The organism is Psychrobacter sp. CAL346-MNA-CIBAN-0220, assembly GCF_040309805.1.
Taxonomy (GTDB): domain Bacteria; phylum Pseudomonadota; class Gammaproteobacteria; order Pseudomonadales; family Moraxellaceae; genus Psychrobacter.
The window spans coordinates 45,424-65,366 of record NZ_JBEOPF010000002.1 but is presented as its reverse complement, the minus strand read 5'-3'; the positions used below and the strand labels follow the sequence as shown (position 1 = coordinate 65,366).

Below are 19,943 nucleotides of genomic sequence, written 5' to 3'. Positions count from 1 at the left end.
AAAGACGGCAACCAAACAATTTACCTGTATCTAGGATGCTTTTTTGGTCTTTTTACTTTTAATAAATGATAAATTCAGAAAGTGTTCTAGTGAGTCATCAAGAATATCCAACCAAGGCTCTGGTAGTTCGGGCGCTAAGGTGTCAGTCGAAGTAGAACGGTAAGCTTTTTCTCTAAAACCCATAATGTCTGCGACCTTATCTTTTTGCCATTGCTTTAAGATATCGGCTTGTTTCTCAACGGCAAACTCTGGGTAATCTGTCGCATTGGTCAAATCACGAATATATTTGGCTTGAAAATCTATCGCGTTCTCAACTGTTTTTACCTGTTCATATTCTGCTAACCAACTTTGTTCACCTTCTTCCCGTGTCGCTAAATCAGGCAATTGAATGTGGTCTAAAATGACATCACGTACAAACCAAGCTTGGGCATCAAACATATTAAAAGTGAAGTACTGATCTTGCATACCTAAATAAATCAACTGCGGGTTAGGCTGCCAAAAAATGCCTTTATATAAATTAGCGGGATACAAGCAATTATGGGTTTGCAAACGCAGTTCATCAGGCAAGAAAGGAAAGTGAAATAGATAACCCGTACACATAATCACAGCATCAAAACGCTGACTAGTGCCATCTACAAAATGAGCCATATTACCATCAAAATGCGTAATTAATGGCACCTCACAAATGCCTTCGGGCCAGTCATAACCTAGCGCTGCACTGCGATAACTAATAGTGACAGATTTGGTGCCATACTTATAACACTGCGTCCCAATATCTTCTGCTGAATAACTACTGCCCACCAATAAAATATCTTGGTCTTTAAACTCTAGAGCATCGCGGAAGTCATGGGCATGCATAACGCGGCCAGGAAACTCTTCTAGCCCTTCAAAATAAGGCATATTCGGTGTTGAAAAATGACCGGTAGCAACTATTACGTAATCAAACTCTTCCGTTTCCTGTTCCTCGGTTTTATGATTCATAACCGTGACCGTAAACTTCTTTGTTTCATCGTCAAAAGTTACCCAACGTACCGGGCATTCAAAACGTATATATTTACGAATATCTTGCTTATTAATTCGCCCCATAATGTAGTCTTTAAGCACTTCACGCGGTGGATACGACGGAATAGCCTGACCAAAATGTTCCTCAAAAGAATAGTCTGCAAACTCCAAGCATTCTTTTGGACCATTAGACCACAGATAGCGATACATGCTGCCATGTACCGGCTCACCATTTTTATCTAAGCCTGTACGCCAAGTGTAATTCCACATACCGCCAATATCGTTTTGCTTCTCATAGCAAACTATCTCTGGCAAATCTTTAACACCCGCTAAACGAGCCGCTTCAAAAGCCCGCAATTGTGCCAAACCACTTGGACCTGAACCTAATATAGCAATTTTTTGCTTACTCAACACTAGCTCCTATAAAAATAAGGGGTTGTTACTATAACATTTTTTTATAGATAGCGTTTAGAGGAGAAATTTTGGTAATTAATACAAGTGCTGGAGGGATGTTATATGACCGCTATTAAGATCACCGTTTGCGATCGCTAAAAGCGTGGCATGTAATTTAGAGTTTATATATTCGATGCCTGATATAATTAGTATCATAACAGGGTTGATCTAGGCATATTAATACGGTACTTGACGTAACATTTATATTGAAGCTGAATAAAAAAGCGGTAGATGCGATTTGTTAGAGATAAACGAGCAACTTTGAGCATTCACGGGCAGTGAAGTTAAAGGTTTTCTCTTAAATAGCTTCTTTAATAAATCGTTATAAAGCGCGACATTAATTTGAATACTATTTTGAATTAATAGTAAGCAATATCATTAAATCAAATCAGGAAACAGCGTGCGTAGGCCACTGACGATAATTTCGATGGAAACCGCTGCCAGTAGCATCCCCATAATCCGGCTCATGATATTAAGTCCGGTATCACCCAGCAAACGACTGATACGGCCTGCTGCCATCAAAGCCAAATAACAAAAAATACTAATTAATAGACCCGCAATAAGTACTGCAGAGACCCGCAGTAAGCCGGAGATTTGTGAAGAATAAATAATAACGGTTGAGATACCGCCAGGTCCAATCATCATCGGAATAGCAAGTGGTACGACCGCTGCTGCTGTGGTTGGCGGTGAACTTTGCACATGATCAACATCGAAGTTTTCTTGGTCTGGTTTGACCGGATTACCATCACCATTCATCATATTAAGAGCAATCAAAAATACCAGTATCCCGCCTGCCAATTGAAACGAGCCGATAGAGATGCCTAATATTTTGAGCAACGACTCACCTGCCACCGTAAAAAAACTAATAGTAATAAAAATAGTCAGACAGGCAACGCGCGCAACTTTACGTCGATTGGTCATCGAGTAGCCACGGGTTAAATCTAAAAATAGCGTCAAAGCACTAAACGGGTTAATCAGCACCATAAAAGCTAAGATAATTTTGATAATTTCAGTATTCACTGAGCGCTCGCTTGTCGATCGGCAAAAAGATAAGGCCATCGTGCGAGTGCAACGATGACCCAATAGGCGGTTAGCAGGGGTATTGTAGCATAGGCGGATAAGTCAATTAAATCATTAACTTCATATGACTTTTGAACGCTACAGTACTAATCAATGCCTACCTTAAAAACCACAATAAAGCGATTATTAAATGAACGCATAAGAGTGCTTTTAGAGCTACGCACTGAAATCAAGGCCAATATCTAGGGCGGTGGTACTGTGAGTCAAATAACCCATGGCGATAAAATCAACGCCTGTTTTTGCGACCGCTTGAACACTTGCAGGCGTAATGCCACCTGACGCTTCAGTCTTTGCCCGCCCTTGACAGAGAATAACCGCTTGCCGCAGCAATTTGGGTGCCATATTATCTAATAACACCAAGCTGACGCCAGCGTCTAATGCCAATTCTAACTGAGCTAAGGTATCGACCTCAACCTCAATCGGAATCAAATGCCCAGCAAAATCTTGCGCTTGTTGAATGGCAGTGGTGATATCGCCGGCAATCGCGATATGATTGTCTTTAATCAAAATCGCGTCATCTAATCCTAAGCGATGATTGCGACCGCCGCCGCAGCGTACCGCATACTTTTGCACAATTCGCAGCCCGGGAATGGTCTTGCGGGTACAAGTAATTTGCGCTGGATAATCTGCCACACTATCAACAATTTTCTGGGTGGCGGTAGCAATACCGCTCAAATGGGTCATAAAATTTAGTGCGGTTCGTTCTGCGGTCAGTAGATGCCGCGCATTGCCACGAACAATTGCTAATACCATATTGGCCTCGACTGAATCACCATCGACAACCTGCGTTATAAACTCAATTTGCGTATCAATTGATGCAAAGGCCAAGCGTGCTAAATCCATACCGCAAATCACACCTGCCTGCCGCGCTCGAATTTGCAGTTGTGCTTGCATATCAGCAGGGATAGTCGCTTGCGAAGTCACATCGCCGCGCCGTCCCAAATCTTCAATCAATGCGGCCTCAACCAAGGGCTTGAGTAATATCTCATCTAACGCTGGCTCTGCTTTATCTGTCATATTTATCCCTTATTTCACTTTTTATCAGTATCAATACTAATTACTTACCCTCAAATTGAGCATAAATATAGCGTAAAGCAAGCCTACCCGCAAGATAAGGCGACATTTTTTTATAGGTACTTTTTATAGCTGTTTATTATTATAATTAATACCGTTTCCGAAACTTAAAGATAACCAGAAAAATAACTGTAAGTATTAGGATAATCAGCATTACGTTGTTGGGCTTAAAGCGTCTGACCACATTAGCTTATTTTTTGGGATTAGTATAAAAACTATTTACGTTTGGGCAATTTACTGTCCATTAATAAGCTTTGGAGCTCAATATCATGGCAAAAGCGATATAGCTTCGCTGGACGCCCACGCTGAGCACTACTGCTGTTCCCTGTCGGCATAACTAAGTTCTGTGAATCTAACAAACGACGAAAGTTTTGCTTATGCAAACGCACTCCTGACAAGGCTTCAACACTTTGTTGAAGCTGCAATAAGGTAAATACATCCGGCATCAAACCAAAAATTAGTGGGCGATATTCTATCTTGGCGCGTAGCCTTGAGATGGCAGTGGCAATCACACGGCGGTGATCATAATACATCGGCGCACCTATCATCTGTGACCAATCCGCAGGCAATTTATTAGGCTGATAATTTGACGCTTCTTGAATCAATCCCGCTTCATATAACATCTCATAACGTAGCAAGACGTGCTCTGCGACCCAATCACTATTATCTGTCCGCCCAAAACGATGAGGCATATCAGCTATTTTCTGATTATTGGCTGTTTCATCTAATGTCTTGTCGTCTACGCCCCAACATAAACAAATGCGCTGCTGTCGACGATGCTGAGTGGCAGCATCTACCGCTGTCTTTGCCCAATCCGATAACGCTGGGACAATCATCTGCTTAATTATTTCGGGTTCACCATTCAAATGATTTTCCCATGGAAAATAGTCGTACCAATCGCACCATAACGCTTGGCTTTGTAGCTGGGCTGTTTGAGTTTCTTGTACCAATCCTAAATAGCTAACATAGACCAACGCATGACCATCAATATTGCGCCGATTGGTATCGACAAAGGTATATAACTGCTCAAGATAACCGAGCTGTTGCTGAGTTTGTTCCTCAACCCACTGACGCACACCTGACTGCAATGAGCGATGCAGAGGCATAAGAGGTCCATTGGGTAATAGCTTACCTTGATCTACCGTTAAAACGCGCGCCGTATGATCAGTGATAGCAATCAGTACCGCCACCACTTCGGTCGTACCACTACCTTGCTGGTGCGCATGTGAATAAGACAACGTCATAGCTCTTAATGATTACCCTTTGTTAGTCATGATGGATGTTAATAATATGGGAATAAAACAAGGTATTGATAAAAGGTATTGAGAATAGGACTCAGTATAGCGTGAATACCACTTTATCGTAGGCGACGGTAGTAATTATTATAATAAAAACACAGGACTACTCACTCAAATTAATCTTATAACCCTGTTAATTAATAAGAGTAAGTGATCCTCAGTTATAAACTCTATAAAAATTACTTGTTTTTATGCTCAAAATGAGCATAATTGACATAGTTTATTAAGTAGCTGCTGTCATGTGCTCCATTTTAGCAGCTCATTTATCGTCGCTATCGCACCAGAGGTTTGCACTTATGAAAACTTATCCCTATGACGCGCCACTATTAAGCACTGATAATCGCAGCGCTATTCAGCTTAATGTCGAATATGCCAAGGCTAAAATGCCAGCAGATTTATCCCGTTCCGAGCGACAGGCTGTTGAGGCCAACATTAAGCAGCTATTAATAGATAATAATGCAGTGTTGGTCGCCCATTACTATGTTGATCCGTTCATTCAAGACTTGGCACTGGCAACCGGTGGTTGTGTCGGTGATTCGTTGGAGATGGCACGTTTTGGCCAAGCTCATAGCGCACAAACTTTAGTGGTCGCAGGCGTACGCTTTATGGGTGAATCTGCCAAAATTTTGAGTATGGAAAAAACAGTGTTAATGCCCGACTTGGAAGCGGAATGTTCCTTAGATTTGGGCTGCCCTGCTGATGAATTTTCCGCCTTTTGTGACGCCCACCCTGAACGTACGGTAGTGGTCTATGCCAATACTAGCGCCGCGGTCAAAGCGCGCGCAGATTGGGTAGTGACCTCATCAGTTGGCATAGATATCGTCCGTCACTTGCATGCGCAAGGCGAAACGATTATTTGGGGCCCGGATCGGCATTTAGGTAAATATATCGCCCGTGAGACCGGTGCGGATATGTTGTTATGGCAAGGGTCGTGCATGGTACATAATGAGTTTAAGGCAACGGAGCTTCAGCAATTAAAGGCAGATTATCCACAAGCTAAAGTCTTAGTACATCCTGAATCGCCTGATAGCGTGGTGCAGCTAGCGGACGTGGTGGGCTCTACCAGTAAGCTACTAAAATCAACCTATGAGATGGATGCCGATACCTTTATTGTCGCCACCGACTTAGGTATCCTACATGAAATGCAAAAGCGTTCACCGCACAAACGCTTTTTAGCAGCACCCACTGCAGGCGAGAGCGCAAGCTGTAAAAGCTGCGCTTTTTGTCCATGGATGGCAATGAATGGCTTGCAAGGTATTGAGCAGTGCTTAACTCATCATAGCGGCGAAGTGACGCTAACGTTTGAGCTGGCAGCAGCGGCAAGAAAGCCATTACAACGTATGCTTGATTTTGCCAAAGATCAACAGCAATGCGTGACAACGAGTGGCGATATTGTCAAAGACCGATCTTTATTTGCTAATGTTGGAGCGGCCTAACATGAGCGCGATAGTAAGCATTAAGAATTTAAGTATTGATGAGCCTGATTTCAAAAAGCTCAGCATTAAAAAGCCTAACACTAATAAAACAACGACTACTGGACCTCATGTTTCTATCAAAACAGATGTTCTTATTATTGGCGCAGGATTAGCAGGGCTAAGTACCGCACTAGCGTTGCCAAAATCACTTAGTATTACCATATTAAGCAAAGCGGCGCTTGAGAACTGCTCAAGTCATTATGCCCAAGGTGGTATCGCAGCTAGCTTAGATAAAAATGACACTATCGCCGCGCATGTGGCAGATACGCTGACCGCAGGTGCAGGCCTATGTGCTCCTGATAACACCACTCGTATTTTAAGCGCTGGGCAACAAGCAGTACAGTGGCTATGTGCGCAAGGCGTGCCATTTACCCAAATTTCTAAAATTAATGATGCCCAGCAAAACAGCAATACAAATTCTCTAGCTGCCTTAAAAACGGCTAATTTGCATTTGACTCATGAAGGTGGTCATGGTTGCCGGCGAGTAGCGCATGCTGACGATGCCTCGGGTCGGCATATCATGCAAACGTTAGCTGCGAAAGCTCAGGCAGCCACTAACATCACTATTTTGCCTTACCATGAAGCTCTGACGTTATTGAATAAGCCACTCAATGAAACTACTTTTGCTTCTCAATCGAAAGCGTCAAGCAAGCCCCAATATTGCCGAGGGGCGATAGCCTTTGACCATAATACTAGGCAGCAATTGAGTATTGTTAGTCGCGCGGTGGTACTGACCAGTGGCGGCTTAGGACACCTGTTTCAACGTGCCAGCGCCCCCAATGTCTGTGTGGGCGATGGAGTAATGATGGCATGGCAAGCGGGCTGTCGGTTGGCAAATTTGGAATTTATTCAGTTTCACCCGACAGGCTTGGCATTAGGGACAAGTAGTTTTTTAATCTCAGAAGCTTTGCGCGGCGAAGGTGGACATTTATATTGTCCGCAGACACGCGAACGCTTCATGCTAGATTATGATGCACGCGCTGAGCTGGCACCGCGGGATATTGTCGCGCGTGCCATTGCTGAGCAAATTAAGAATAATGGTATGGGTTATGTCTATCTCGATGTCAGTCACCTACCAGCAGACTTTTTGCAGCAGCATTTTCCGCAGATTTATCAGACCTTATTAGACCTAGGTATTGATATAACCACCGATCCCATTCCTGTTGCGCCTACCGCCCACTATAGTTGTGGTGGCATAGTTACTTGCGCAAACGGCTTAACCGATGTACAAGGATTATACGCTGCTGGCGAGGTAGCTTATACTGGTTTGCATGGCGCAAACCGCTTGGCGAGTAACTCTTTATTAGAATGCGTGGTGGTTGGCCGCAATATTGCAGCACACTTACCGCGCTATCTCCTCTCTTCTAGTTGGACGCCACCCTTTCTTTCTAACACTCAGCCAATCGTCCTGCCCTCAACTGGTTTGATGTCTACTTATCAAGATGATAGTAGTACTGATATTAACAATATTATCAATCTAAACGCTAATTTTAATGTCATTACTGCCGAGCTCAAAGCCCTAATGAGTAGCAATATGGGCATCATGCGTAGCGCTGAGCAGTTAGCACAAGCACTTCAGCAGATACAATGTTGGCAACAGGCGCTTGAACCTTTTAATTCAGATACCTTACAACATTTAGAAGTTTCAGAATACTCAGAAGCCTTAAATAGCGTTAATAGTTCTGCTACATTTGATAGACTTATTCATTTTCGATTAGAACGCCAGTTGCAGTTAGCGATATTGATTGTCCAATCGGCTTATCAACGCTGTGAAAGTCGTGGGGGCCATTATCGACAAGATTATCCTGATTTAGCAAGCAAACCTTTGATAAGTGTTATTGAGCCCCCAACAGACAAATCGAATAAAATGGCTGGCACAGTGGACTGGTTATATCCGCTTGGGTTAGCGGTAAATTTTGCCTAGCAATTCCAGATTTTATAGCGGATTATGTTACAATTGCCTGTTTAGTAAAAAAGTTATGAGCCTGCCACCATGCAAAGCCTGGTTACCCTTATTTTAGTCTTAATGCCGCTATTTATTGGCTTTGTGATCCCAAGCAATCCAAATCTGACCAAGTTTGCGGATAAAGGCTTGTCTTATTTGGTCTTTATTATTTTGACCCTTATCGGTATTGAATTATCTCAAGTAGAAGAGCTGGGTAGCCAGTTAGCTGAGATTGCATTATATGTGACCGTGCTATCGGTATTAACTATTGGTACGGGACTGTTTGCGCTAATGCTATTTGACCATCTGCGCCCATGGCATGCCAAAAAACCAACCGCTAAGAATCAGCAACATCGCATTAGTATTCGCGGCAGTTTAACGCAGCTAGTTTGTGTGGTAATTGGTTTTATGATTGGGCACTTTCTACCTGCCGCTTATATGCCACATGACATTACTATGACGATTTTACTAATGCTGTTGATACTGCTAGTCGGTATTGGTCTTAAGGGCTCAGGCATTACTTTAAAAGAAGTGCTACTCAATAAGCGTGGGGTGGAGATGAGTATCATCTTTACGCTTGCAGTACTGGTTGGCGGGCTGGGCTTTGCGCTGTTGTTTACGGATGTATCGTGGACCAAAGGGCTCGCTTTGGCATCAGGATTTGGCTGGTACTCGCTATCAGCGATTGTAATGACCGATGCTTATGGGGCGATTTGGGGCAGTGTGGCGCTCTTTAATGATTTGATACGTGAGTTTTTTGCCCTATTATTCATTCCGGTCTTTATGCGTCAATATCCCTCATCAGCGGTAGGGCTTGGCGGGGCGACCAGTATGGATTTTACCCTACCTATTATTCAGCAATCAGGTGGTTTAAAAGTCGTACCCCTTGCCATCAGCTTCGGTTTTATTATTAATATTGTCTCGCCGGTGCTGATGGTGGTATTTTCGGCGTTGGGGTAGATATGGATTTTAATATTCGATAATAATTAACCATCATTTACATCGCTAATCAAACTTGTCACAGTGCTTTGCGTACTCGCCATATTTTCTTGTATAAGCGACATACTCAAGATCCATTAAGTCATTCACTTCAGTGCTTGCCAGCAAAGTTACACGGCTGTCTTTTGACTCAATATTTTTGTGATTAAGCAATTCAAAGTTACGGTCTAAAGCGTTTGTATCTATAGCAAGATATTTTTGATAATAAGCGCCCGATTACGTGGTAAAGGCTCAAAGTTAAAGGTCACTAAAAAATCTTTGTTAGTTTCATTTGATGCGACATGACCAAAAATAAAAACATTGGCGTCTGGATACTCATTGAGCTTCTCTGCGATCTTTGCAAATTCTGGTTTATAAACAGTGGGGTATTAGGACATTCGTCTATGTCATCTAAAACGCCGTCGCCATCTGAATCGGGAATATCTGGTACTAATGTGATAGTACTTTCATGCCCATAATCTTTACTTTCATAGTTATTAAGACGTTTAGATACAGAGTTTGGCTTAGAGGACGATACCGGAAGAGTCTGACACGATGATAATAGCGCAGTACTTGCTATAGTGATTATTGTTGTCCATAGCTTGGTTTTCATGACTCTTTCATTATGATGCTTAAACTTTTAAACCCCACTTGCCTGCTTAGCAAACAAACGCATCAATGGTTTGATTTTACTGACCCGAGACATACCTTCGCTACGAATCTGTTGAATAGGACGCCATTGTGCCAGCTCGCCAGCAAACAACCAATTGAGGGTAGAAAAACTATGCATCATCAGACTGTTGTGCGGACGACGCAGGCGCTCATAGGTGCGCAAGGTTTGATTGGTGCCCCATAAGGTTCCACCACTACGCACAAAATCATGTTCTAGTTGCATGCATAATGCTTTTACATCGAGCATCCCAAGATTGAGTCCTTGTCCTGCTAATGGATGCACGCCATGCGCAGCGTCACCGATCAATACTAGATTGTCAGTAACATAGCGGCGTGCTTGTTGTGCTGCCAATGGAAAGCTGGCAATTGACTCAATCTGACTAATCGCTCCAAGCTCATAGTTACTGGCAGCAGCGAGTTTATCAGCGATAATGCGCGGCGCTTGAATCTCAAGCTCTAGTGCTTGATTGCGCGGTAATGTCCAGACCACTGATTGCCAGTGTTGCGGATTTTTCTTATCGTCATCTGTGATGTCGGCTAAAGGTAATAGTGCTAGCGTACCGGTCGGCAGCATGGCTTGGCGGGCGGTCGCTTGATGGGGTTTGGCAGTTTGAATCGCGCAACAAATCGCGGTTTGATTATAGTCTAAAGTATCCAGCTCGATTCCTGCCTGCTGGCGAACAAACGAGCCGCGCCCATCAGAACCGACTAACAAATTCGCCTCAATAGCCATCTCATTATCTAAAGTAACACGGTAGCCCTGCTTCGCGCCTAGCCAATCCATCTGCACTACCTTTCGCCCAGCAAGAACCGTCAGATAATCACTCACATCATTATCAAACAAACGTTGCCATAGTGCATATTCAATGACTGCCGGCTCAACCATACTGCCGAGCATCTTAGGTGCAGCATTGTCCTCATTACCGCTAACGCTACTGTCATTATGATTGCTGCTACCACCGAACAGTAGCTCGCCAATACCGTTAAGCTGCCATACCTGCATTTGTGAATAGTCGGCTTTACGGTTGGAGGCGGCAATTTTTTGCCAGGCACCAATATCTTGTAGTAGTTTAATGCTCGCTAGACTTAAGGCATAAACACGTGCATCACGATGGCTAAGTTTATTTGCCCAATCTGCTTCGTTACATTCAGGGCGCGCATCAATCAAAGTGACTAGATGCTTAGCTTTTGCCAGCTTTAACGCCAGACTTGCACCAACGATACCGCCACCGATGATAAGCGTGTGGTTGTTTTTCATAAGATATCCTTTAATAAATACTATTAACCGCAACACTCACAAACTAAACCCGTGCGTACTATTTCTTAATGATTGGTTTAGAGACTTTAATTTTAAGGGCTGAGATTTCAATTGCTAAGACTTTAAGCCCATGGCGTAATTAGCGATTAATGGCTTGATATTAGGTAACTTATCAAAGGCAATTAGTGCCACATTACGTGCCAGCTTTATCGCAGGATTGGGATGGGTGAAGCCATGGACGACGGCATCACAAAAGCGAATAACCCGTTTTTGATCAGTCTGTCTTGATTTCTCGTAGCGTTTCAGTAGTTGCGGATCGCCAATATCGGCGCCTTTTAGTACCTGAGTACTTAACATTTGCGCCAATACATGGGCATCACGCATACAAAGGTTAAAGCCTTGTCCAGCTACGGGATGCAAAGTGTGAGCGGCATTGCCCATGATGACGCAGCGACCATTGACTTGCTCTTTTGCTAATACCCGCGTCAATGGATACGCACCGCGACGACCAGCGGTGATAAACGTGCCAGCGCGCTGACCAAAAGCTTGCTGTAAAGTCTGTAAGAAATGCGAGTCATCCTCTAAATATTGGGTTTCCTCACCTTTTGGACAGACCCAAACCACCGAACGCCGATAACCTGATTGATAATCATCATTACCATCACCGTCTGGGTCAGTTAACGGTAATACCGCCAGTGGTCCTGCGGGGCTAAAGCGCTCAATCGCGACATGCTTATGCGGCTGGTCAGTCTCCACCACACCCACGATAGCGGTTTGCTTATAATCATAAGTGGTCGTGCCTATATTTAACAACTGCCGGACGGTAGAATCGCGACCATCACAAGCGACCAATACACTGCCCTGCAATTGCTGCTCATGCTCATTATCATCATAATAGCTGAAAGTAATTGTAACCCCATCTGACTGTTGATCAATAGTGGTGACCGCCGCATTGTCTATTAAAGTAATCAACGCCTCATTTTGCGCCGCTAGTAACAACTTACGACCCAGCCAAGCATTTTCCATCACTTGTCCAAAGGATTCTACTTGCTCATCAGCTTTATTCAGCTGCGCACGACCAAAACTGCCTTGCTCACTGATCTGTACTGCATCAATACGGCAGGCGTGACTTTGCAATTCTGACCATAAACCGATCTCTTGATAAATCTGTACGGTCCGCCGTGACAATGCCGTATTACGACTGTCTAAGTAGTGGCTACGCGTGCGGTCATCTTCTGGGCTGATAACCGGGTAGCTATTTTTTTCTAGTAAAGTACTGACAATACCATGATGCGCAAGCAATAACGCAAAAGACAAACCAACATGGCCACCGCCAACAATAAGCACCTGCTGCTCGGTCAGTGTGGCTAAGTTTTTAGGCTGTTGACTCTTATCAGGCTGCTCAGTATGGGGAACTTTTATATCTGTCGTTTGCATTATTATTGTTCCTATTATGTCCCGCTTAATGCGTGTTTAATGGGTCATTACGTTTTTAATTATTCTGAAAAATTTATCTTTTTTTCTGTTGCAAAGCCGATGAGTAAAACAGCTATGAAGTAACTAATAGATTACCACAAATTACCCATGATGCCGCCAGCTAGCTGGCTTTTGTAGCACCTATCCTGAGCTTTTAAGCTTTTGCTAGCAGTGACATGACATCAAAAGGGAGCGATATGATAGTGTTGACTGGTCTAGATTATAATGATTGGCTAAGTGATTGCAATCAGCATACAAAAACAGCCTCATCCAATGCTATACATCGCTTGAAATTTAAAAACTATCAACCATAATGGAGATAGTGTAGTTACTTACATTTATTCATATTAAAAGAATTTCAATGTACGCTTTTAACTTTAGTAGTATTTTTATGACTATTTTATATACTCCGCCCGTCAATAATGTCGCGTTATAACTGTGTATCTATGACCACAATACGAGGCAATCAATACAAGGATAATCGCTTGACTGACTCCATGAGCCGCCATGTAAAATTTGAATCTTTGACGCCCGCCCAACTAAAAACGGTGCTTGGTGAATACAATAACAATATGAAATACATCCAAAATCGCCTCAATATCAAAATCAGCCAGCGTCAGGGTGATTTTTGCCTTAGTGGCGATTTAACTGGAATTGAGCGCGGTGAACGTATTTTATACAAGCTAGCTGACGAAGCTCAAAACTCAAAAGACATCAGTCCAGAAGAGCTCCACCTCATTATCCAATCAAGCATTGCGCGTGACCAGGATATAGAAGACGATAAGCAAGCGCTTGATAACGACAACGATCATAATAATGAAGACGATTTAGACTCTGCTAAGGACTTTACACCTATTAGTCTGCGTACTCGTAAAGGTAAAATTATCCCACGCGGCGGCAATCAGCAGCGCTATGTTAAAAATGTTTTGACGTCAGATTTGTCATTTGGTATTGGCCCTGCGGGTACCGGAAAAACTTATTTGGCGGTCGCTTGCGCGGTTGATATGATAGAGCGTAATGAGATTGAACGTATTTTATTAGTTCGTCCCGCTGTTGAGGCTGGCGAGAAATTGGGCTTCTTGCCAGGTGACTTAGCACAAAAAATTGACCCTTATCTACGCCCATTATATGACGCCCTCTATGAGATGATAGGCTTTGAGAAAGTCGGTAAAATGCTTGAGCGCCAAGAGATTGAAGTAGCGCCACTCGCCTATATGCGTGGTCGTACGCTCAATAACTCATTTGTCATTTTGGATGAGGCACAAAATACCACTCCTGAACAAATGAAAATGTTTTTAACGCGGCTAGGTTTTGGCTCACGCGCCGTCATTACCGGTGATATTACCCAAGTAGATTTACCACGTGGTAGTAAATCCGGCCTAACCCAAGCGCTAGAAATATTAAGCGGTATTGACGAGATACACATTACCAAGTTTGATTCAAAAGACGTGGTACGCCATCAGTTGGTGCAAAAAATCGTCGAAGCTTATGATGTGTTTGATGATGAGCAAGAGATACTTAAAGAGAAACGTAAGCAAGAACGTATGGCTGAGCAAGAACACAAACAAATGCTAGCTGACGCGGCTACAAGACTTTAATATTGCTTACTTAAAGATGATTCTATGTTGCCTTGGTTAGTCGGTATTTATCTGACAAAAAAACCGGATATTAAATCCGGTTTTTTAATGGCCGAGCGTTGATGACCATCAATCGTCGCAAGGACATAACTTGACTATAGTGGTACTAACGACCAAGACCATTGACAGCACTTATGTCACTACGTCGCTATTCTCACAATACTAACTTTTACAATGATAATTAATGAATAAAACAAAGGACCATTTAATGAACCCATCTACCAACCAAGCCGATAAGTTGCATCACTCAGCGTTTGATGGTGTAGACAGTACGGAACTTAATATTAGCGCGACTGATAGTATTGATGACGCATTACTGAATGATTTTTATACAGAAGCCACCATTCAACCAATATTGATAGCAACCTTAGACTATATTGAGGGGCAACTAAAAAGTGGCTTTGCCCTACCCTATTTCACTGATATTAATGATGAGTTATGGCAGCAAAAGCCTAAAGCGTTGGATATATATATTACCGATGCTAGAGAAGGACGGACGCTAAATTTAGAGGCGCGTGGAAAGGATTATCCGACTAATGTTTTATCTTACCCAAGCGAGATACCAGTCAACATTATTGAGCTGATGCCAACCCTGCCACTGGGTGAGCTTATCATCTGTCATGAAGTGGTGGTAAAAGAAGCGGCTGAGCAAGATAAAAGCATTGCCCAGCATATCAGCCATTTATTGATACATGGAATACTACATCTATTCGGCTTTGATCATATGCTCGGACAGGCGCAACAAGATGAGATGGAAAGCTTTGAGATTGATATTTTAGCGCGCCTAGAACTGCCTAATCCTTACCTTTAATGCTACTTAGACATAAATACAATTATACCTTTAGTCTTTATTCATCGGCAGTTTTTGTGATTGATCCATATTATTCATTAGCTGATCCAAGCCTTTAACATGGACACTGCGCTGCGGAAAAGGAATATCAATTTTATTGTCATCAAGCGCGTATTTGAATTGCTCAAGTAAGTCGCACTGCATTCCCCACCAATCATCATTAGTGGTCCAAACGTTCAACGTTAGATCTACTGAATTGTCGCCTAAATTAGTCACGCGCACCACAGGCGCAGGATCACTGAATGCAATAGGGTTATTCTTAGCTAAGCTCAACATAATGTTTTTAGCTGTTCTAATATCGGCATCATAGCCAATACCTACCGTAATATCGACGCGACGATTGGGCAGCGCAGTATAATTGGTGGTGGCTGAGGTGGTAATATCACTGTTGGGAATGATGATATCGTGATTGTTAATGGTAGTCAGATGAGTATTGATTAAGGTAATCTCAGTGACCGTGCCCGTAAAGGTCTTGATCTGTACATAGTCGCCACGTACAAACGGGCGAAAGGTCACGATCATTATCCCAGCAGCGAAGTTTGACAACTGATCTTTTAACGACAGGCCAATCGCAACGGCTGCACCACCTAATATAGCCACTACCGAAGTCGTCTGTACGCCAACTTTACTGAGTGCTGCTAAGGCGACGATGACGAGTAATATGCCGTACAATAAGCGGCTTAAAAAGCTGGCCACCGTGTTGTCTATCCGGCTACGTATCATAATGCGGTTGGCAACCGTAATGGCTTTTTTGGCCAGCCAGCGTCCCACTACAAATATCAGTAGCGCTAACACGACTTTAAGTAATAATGTTAAAGCACTGTCAGTCAGCGAAGCAATATCAAGCGTAAATCCTAAAAATTCCATACTTACTCTTTACTCTGTATCTTTTATAAATGCGTATGTAAAACAACACTACCAATTTTAATAATTATACCAGTACGTGCTAGCGGCTATGCTATGAGCGCTATCATAACATGAGCAGATAATTAATCTGACAGGCTAATGATTGAGCATACTTATTATAACGTACAATAGCGAGACTGATCTCGTAAGCCTAAATACGATAGCTACCACCTGATTAGTATAGTGATATCAACTAGATTGTTTAGGTTATTTGCTACAATATGCGCCCATCAGTTTTGCGCTATGCACTTTTGCTATATACTATTTTTAACATATATTTTGCTATTTATGGTTACGGCATTAATAAGCAACCGATAACTAATCATACGTTTAAAACCAATCATATTACATATCATAAGGATGATGAGTTTGAGTGATTTTGATAACTTTGATGATTTCTCTGACACTATTGGCTACCGTTTTAACGAATCATTTAGCAATGGCTGGGAAAGTTTAACCCAAACTTTTAGAAAATTATATAACAAAACTACAGAAAAGCTTGACGATGAGATAGCACTGCCAGTCGGCCAGAAATATGTCAATGACGCGCTACAAAAGTTTGTCACTGATAATGTCAAGTCTATCTTGGAGCTGCGGGTTGAGCTTCATGATGATTGGTTTCGTTTATATTGTACGATTAATGTGGCTGGCATTTATATTGAGGTTGCCAGTAATTTTAGCTTGGTTCATGTCCAGCTTGACCGCAATGTGCAGCGTTTCGTCTTTGGTCAACAGACCTATACCGATGTACTAAATTTGCGCTGTGAGTCCTTTATGAAGCGCCAAGGGATTAAGCTTGCCATCTGGTTTTATCATAGTGTGCTCAAAAAAGATCCGCTAGGCGTCATCTTGACCTATATCAATATTGCCCGTGCTAAAGACGATATTATTTATCTTGATATTCATCGCTGGCTTAAAAAGAACCAAAAGATCATGAGTACCTTGCACAAGGTGCAAGTGAACTATGGTGAAGTCGAAGAAGAACAACTCATTCTCAAGACCCAAGTGAATTACCGTGATCTATTAAGTGGTAGTAGTGGCGAGGATATCATTAACGATGATGACGAACCCGAGCTCATGAAAGGGCCAATTAATCCTTTAGGGGATGCCACAGAACCTAGCCAAGAATAAAAGGCTATGAACCGCCATTACTTTAACCTTATACGCCGCAACCTAATAATCAATAAAGTTGCGGCTTTTTTATAGTTCTAATTTACCAGTAATTTTCTACTGCAATATTACCCTCACCGCGGCGATTCATCACCATACCTAATGTCTTTAACGCTTCCTTAGTATCTTCTACCATTTCTGGATTACCACATAGCATCGCATGGGCGCTATCAGTTTCTAGCGCAATGCCTGCGCGCTTCTGTAACGAGCCTTCTAACAATAACTTGGGCAGTCGCTCCGTTAATGCGCCATCCATCGGCTCGCGCGTCACAATGGGGATAAAAATTAAGCGCGCTGGATTATCAACCAATGAGCCAAAATCATCTTGTAACTGCTGAATCTTATCGACATAGGCCAGCTCTTCGAACGAGCGCGCACTATAAGCCAGCACAATATGCTCGTAGTCTTCCCACGTTTTCAGGTCTTGTAACATCGATAAAAATGGTGCCAATCCGGTACCGGTTGCTAGCAACCACAAGTCTTTTGGGTGCGGCTTTTGGTAACGAGCTAGAGTCAAAAACCCAAACGGCATGGTATTAAGCAATAACTCATCACCCACTTGCAAATGCTGCAATTGTGAGGTAAATGCGCCATCAGGGATAACAATAGAGAAAAACTCTAACACCTCATCAAAGGGTGAGGAAACGATTGAATAAGCACGAAAAATATCTTCATCGGGTGCTTGTTCTGCCGCTCGTGTTTGGCTTTGTGGGTCGTTCAGTTGCTTATAGTGTTGCAGCTTACTAGGATTGACTCCTAAGCGTACAAATTGTCCGGCAGTAAATTTAAAGCTATCGGGACGGCTGACCGTAAAGCTAAATAAATTAGGTGTCCATGTGGTTTTACTGAGTACTTTTACGGCTTGAATATTTTCACTCATAACAATTAATCACTTATAATTTTATCAGTCTGTATTTTTATTAAAAAGGTTATTAGCTATTTATTAGCAATAATAAATAAAAAAAGATGCGCCAAGTTTAACATAAACGTGGCGCATCTTGTCTTGCGATAGGTAACCGTCAGGCGGCAATGATGCTCGCTTGGCGCTAACCTCTATCTTTTACTTAATTTTAAGTCAACGTAATGTAAAAATGGTATGAGGAAACAAAGCGCAAAATTTAGCTGGCTTATCAGAACCGTTACAGCAAACGCTGTTGACACCTTATTATAAATATAGCGTGTTGGCGCTACCAAATACGCGCCAGACTTGACCATACAATCAAACTATTTGGCAAGACACCGAAGAAGACGATAACCGCAGTGACACCAATTACCATAATACCACCGGTACGAATGCCCCATTGCCCTGCTACGTCAAATTCAATAAACTCTTTTGGACGTTTAAATAGGGTCAATATCACACGCAGATAATAGAACAAACCAATGCCACTACCTAAGATAATCATCGCAGCCAAGAACCACTGAGTACCTTGAACGGCTGCCAATATTGCAAATAGCTTGGTAATAAAGCCTGCTGTCAAAGGTATACCTGCCAGTGATAACATCATAATGGTCATCACTGCCGTTAATACCGGACGACGCCAAAATAGCCCTTGATAATGTATCAGTTCACCCGCTTCACCCGATAAACGATAAGGACTCGACATCAAGGTTACGACCCCAAAGGCACCGATAGAGGTAAATGCATAAACGGCCATATACATGCTAGAGATACTATCAGCAGCGCTGCCAATGCTAACAATCACAATCAGCACATAACCCATATGCGCAATAGAAGAATAGCCCAGTAAACGTTTAAGGTTGGTTTGACGGACGGCCAATAAGTTACCTACTAAAATAGATAAAGTGGCCATCACCATAATTAACATCTGTATAGAGGGTAATGCTAATAACTTAGTATCAAGTAAGAAGCGAATGGCAAGTGCCATCATCGCCACTTTAGTCACCGATGCTAAATAAGTCGCGATAGGGGCAGGTGCTCCTTCGTACACATCGGGTGTCCAAGCATGAAAGGGTGCTGCCGATAATTTGAAGGCAATACCAAACATCATCATCGCTGCGCCTAATATTAATAGTGGCGACTCAAACATGTTCACAAGCTGAAGACTGATCGGCTTAAAGGCTAATGAGCCCACTTGGGCATAGATAAATGCCATACCCATTAACAAGGTCGCAGACGCAGTAGCCGACAATACTAAATACTTAAGCCCTGATTCCAGCGAGCGATTCCGTAAAAAGGTATAAGCTAACAGACCATATAACGGCACTGATAGTAGCTCTAAACTCATAAAGAATGCGGCCATATGCTGCGCGCAGACCATCAGTAGCGCACCAGTCGTCGATAACAGCATGAGCAGATATAGCTCGTCTTTATTGTCTTTTAGGTTCACCAAATAAGCATACGATAGCGTACAACACGCTAGTGCACAGATAAAGATGACCACCATATTAAATTGAGCAAAGCTGTCAACCACAAACAGCTGCTCAGCTTGTGGTAACACCGAACCGCTACTTATCACGCCACCTATTTGCCCCAGTAAGGTAAACAGGCCGATGTTAAGCCCTAACACTGTGATAGTACCAGTGAAGACATGTGAGCGTTTAATGGTAATGGCAACCATCACTAGCAGTACCGTAATCACTACGGCAATGATTGGTGCATAAGGCATCAGCCCCATCAAATCATTCATCGTAAATTCATTCATGAC

At 42.7% G+C, this 19,943-nt stretch carries 15 protein-coding genes; 6 read left to right on the top strand and 9 right to left on the bottom strand.

Going from position 1 to position 19,943, the window contains the following annotated elements; all coding sequences use genetic code 11:
• Positions 1–30: 30 nt before the first annotated feature.
• From AAEY88_RS06300 to AAEY88_RS06285, 4 genes are all read right to left on the bottom strand, one after another.
• Complete coding sequence (locus tag AAEY88_RS06300) at positions 31–1,413, bottom strand: NAD(P)/FAD-dependent oxidoreductase (protein WP_350560581.1); 1,383 nt, start codon at positions 1,411–1,413, stop codon at positions 31–33.
• A 420-nt stretch (positions 1,414–1,833) separates the two neighbouring features.
• On the bottom strand, positions 1,834–2,475 hold the full coding sequence (locus AAEY88_RS06295; protein WP_350560579.1) for a MarC family protein: 642 nt from the start codon (positions 2,473–2,475) through the stop codon (positions 1,834–1,836).
• 216 nt (positions 2,476–2,691) lie between these two features.
• Positions 2,692–3,552 (bottom strand): carboxylating nicotinate-nucleotide diphosphorylase, encoded by an 861-nt coding sequence (gene nadC, locus AAEY88_RS06290; protein ID WP_350560577.1) that lies wholly within the window; start codon positions 3,550–3,552, stop codon positions 2,692–2,694.
• A 272-nt stretch (positions 3,553–3,824) separates the two neighbouring features.
• A complete protein-coding gene (locus AAEY88_RS06285) occupies positions 3,825–4,853 on the bottom strand; it encodes an NrtR DNA-binding winged helix domain-containing protein (protein WP_350560575.1) in 1,029 nt (342 codons plus the stop codon).
• Between the two features lie 350 nt (positions 4,854–5,203).
• Here AAEY88_RS06285 and nadA point away from each other — a divergent pair, with 350 nt between their 5' ends.
• The 3 genes from nadA (at position 5,204) to AAEY88_RS06270 (ending at position 9,287) form a co-directional block, all read left to right on the top strand.
• Complete coding sequence (nadA, locus tag AAEY88_RS06280; RefSeq protein WP_350560573.1) at positions 5,204–6,343, top strand: quinolinate synthase NadA; 1,140 nt, start codon at positions 5,204–5,206, stop codon at positions 6,341–6,343.
• Between the two features lies 1 nt (position 6,344).
• A complete protein-coding gene (nadB, locus tag AAEY88_RS06275) occupies positions 6,345–8,306 on the top strand; it encodes an L-aspartate oxidase (RefSeq protein WP_350560571.1) in 1,962 nt (653 codons plus the stop codon).
• 69 nt (positions 8,307–8,375) lie between these two features.
• Positions 8,376–9,287, top strand: coding sequence for a lysine exporter LysO family protein (locus AAEY88_RS06270; RefSeq protein WP_350560569.1), 912 nt, complete (start codon positions 8,376–8,378; stop codon positions 9,285–9,287).
• A gap of 658 nt (positions 9,288–9,945) precedes the next feature.
• Here the strand turns inward: AAEY88_RS06270 and AAEY88_RS06265 are convergent.
• The gene (locus AAEY88_RS06265; RefSeq protein ID WP_350560567.1) at positions 9,946–11,235 is read right to left on the bottom strand and encodes an FAD-dependent oxidoreductase; all 1,290 of its coding nucleotides are present in this window, start codon (positions 11,233–11,235) and stop codon (positions 9,946–9,948) included.
• Between the two features lie 114 nt (positions 11,236–11,349).
• Positions 11,350–12,675, bottom strand: coding sequence for a UbiH/UbiF/VisC/COQ6 family ubiquinone biosynthesis hydroxylase (locus tag AAEY88_RS06260; RefSeq protein ID WP_407074435.1), 1,326 nt, complete (start codon positions 12,673–12,675; stop codon positions 11,350–11,352).
• A gap of 533 nt (positions 12,676–13,208) precedes the next feature.
• On the opposite strand from AAEY88_RS06260, the gene AAEY88_RS06255 reads away from it, so the two are divergent.
• Together AAEY88_RS06255 and ybeY are read left to right on the top strand one after the other, a co-directional pair.
• The gene (locus AAEY88_RS06255; protein ID WP_350561091.1) at positions 13,209–14,309 is read left to right on the top strand and encodes a PhoH family protein; all 1,101 of its coding nucleotides are present in this window, start codon (positions 13,209–13,211) and stop codon (positions 14,307–14,309) included.
• Between the two features lie 247 nt (positions 14,310–14,556).
• Positions 14,557–15,159, top strand: a complete 603-nt coding sequence (gene ybeY, locus AAEY88_RS06250) for an rRNA maturation RNase YbeY (RefSeq protein WP_350560563.1) — start codon at positions 14,557–14,559, stop codon at positions 15,157–15,159.
• Positions 15,160–15,189: 30 nt separating this feature from the next.
• Here the strand turns inward: ybeY and AAEY88_RS06245 are convergent, their stop codons facing one another.
• On the bottom strand, positions 15,190–16,065 hold the full coding sequence (locus AAEY88_RS06245; protein ID WP_350560561.1) for a mechanosensitive ion channel domain-containing protein: 876 nt from the start codon (positions 16,063–16,065) through the stop codon (positions 15,190–15,192).
• A 402-nt stretch (positions 16,066–16,467) separates the two neighbouring features.
• Here AAEY88_RS06245 and AAEY88_RS06240 point away from each other — a divergent pair, with 402 nt between their 5' ends.
• Positions 16,468–17,235: a hypothetical protein gene (locus AAEY88_RS06240; RefSeq protein WP_350560559.1), complete on the top strand. Its 768-nt coding sequence runs from the start codon at positions 16,468–16,470 to the stop codon at positions 17,233–17,235.
• Between the two features lie 82 nt (positions 17,236–17,317).
• Here AAEY88_RS06240 and AAEY88_RS06235 read toward each other — a convergent pair whose 3' ends face one another.
• Both AAEY88_RS06235 and AAEY88_RS06230 read right to left on the bottom strand, forming a co-directional pair.
• Positions 17,318–18,154, bottom strand: a complete 837-nt coding sequence (locus tag AAEY88_RS06235; protein ID WP_350560557.1) for a ferredoxin--NADP reductase — start codon at positions 18,152–18,154, stop codon at positions 17,318–17,320.
• Positions 18,155–18,461: 307 nt separating this feature from the next.
• Positions 18,462–19,940, bottom strand: a complete 1,479-nt coding sequence (locus AAEY88_RS06230; RefSeq protein ID WP_350560555.1) for an NADH-quinone oxidoreductase subunit N — start codon at positions 19,938–19,940, stop codon at positions 18,462–18,464.
• Between the last annotated feature and the right edge of the window lie 3 nt (positions 19,941–19,943).

What these genes read in the sequence shown, in the direction of transcription:
- nadC (WP_350560577.1), bottom strand. Translation starts at nt 3,552, where the DNA reads ATGACAGATAAAGCAGAGCCAGCGTTAGATGAGATATTACTCAAGCCC.
- AAEY88_RS06285 (WP_350560575.1), bottom strand. Translation starts at nt 4,853, where the DNA reads ATGACGTTGTCTTATTCACATGCGCACCAGCAAGGTAGTGGTACGACC.
- nadA (WP_350560573.1), top strand. Translation starts at nt 5,204, where the DNA reads ATGAAAACTTATCCCTATGACGCGCCACTATTAAGCACTGATAATCGC.
- nadB (WP_350560571.1), top strand. Translation starts at nt 6,345, where the DNA reads ATGAGCGCGATAGTAAGCATTAAGAATTTAAGTATTGATGAGCCTGAT.
- AAEY88_RS06270 (WP_350560569.1), top strand. Translation starts at nt 8,376, where the DNA reads ATGCAAAGCCTGGTTACCCTTATTTTAGTCTTAATGCCGCTATTTATT.
- AAEY88_RS06265 (WP_350560567.1), bottom strand. Translation starts at nt 11,235, where the DNA reads ATGAAAAACAACCACACGCTTATCATCGGTGGCGGTATCGTTGGTGCA.
- AAEY88_RS06255 (WP_350561091.1), top strand. Translation starts at nt 13,209, where the DNA reads ATGAGCCGCCATGTAAAATTTGAATCTTTGACGCCCGCCCAACTAAAA.
- ybeY (WP_350560563.1), top strand. Translation starts at nt 14,557, where the DNA reads ATGAACCCATCTACCAACCAAGCCGATAAGTTGCATCACTCAGCGTTT.
- AAEY88_RS06245 (WP_350560561.1), bottom strand. Translation starts at nt 16,065, where the DNA reads ATGGAATTTTTAGGATTTACGCTTGATATTGCTTCGCTGACTGACAGT.
- AAEY88_RS06240 (WP_350560559.1), top strand. Translation starts at nt 16,468, where the DNA reads ATGAGTTTGAGTGATTTTGATAACTTTGATGATTTCTCTGACACTATT.
- AAEY88_RS06235 (WP_350560557.1), bottom strand. Translation starts at nt 18,154, where the DNA reads ATGAGTGAAAATATTCAAGCCGTAAAAGTACTCAGTAAAACCACATGG.
- AAEY88_RS06230 (WP_350560555.1), bottom strand. Translation starts at nt 19,940, where the DNA reads ATGAATGAATTTACGATGAATGATTTGATGGGGCTGATGCCTTATGCA.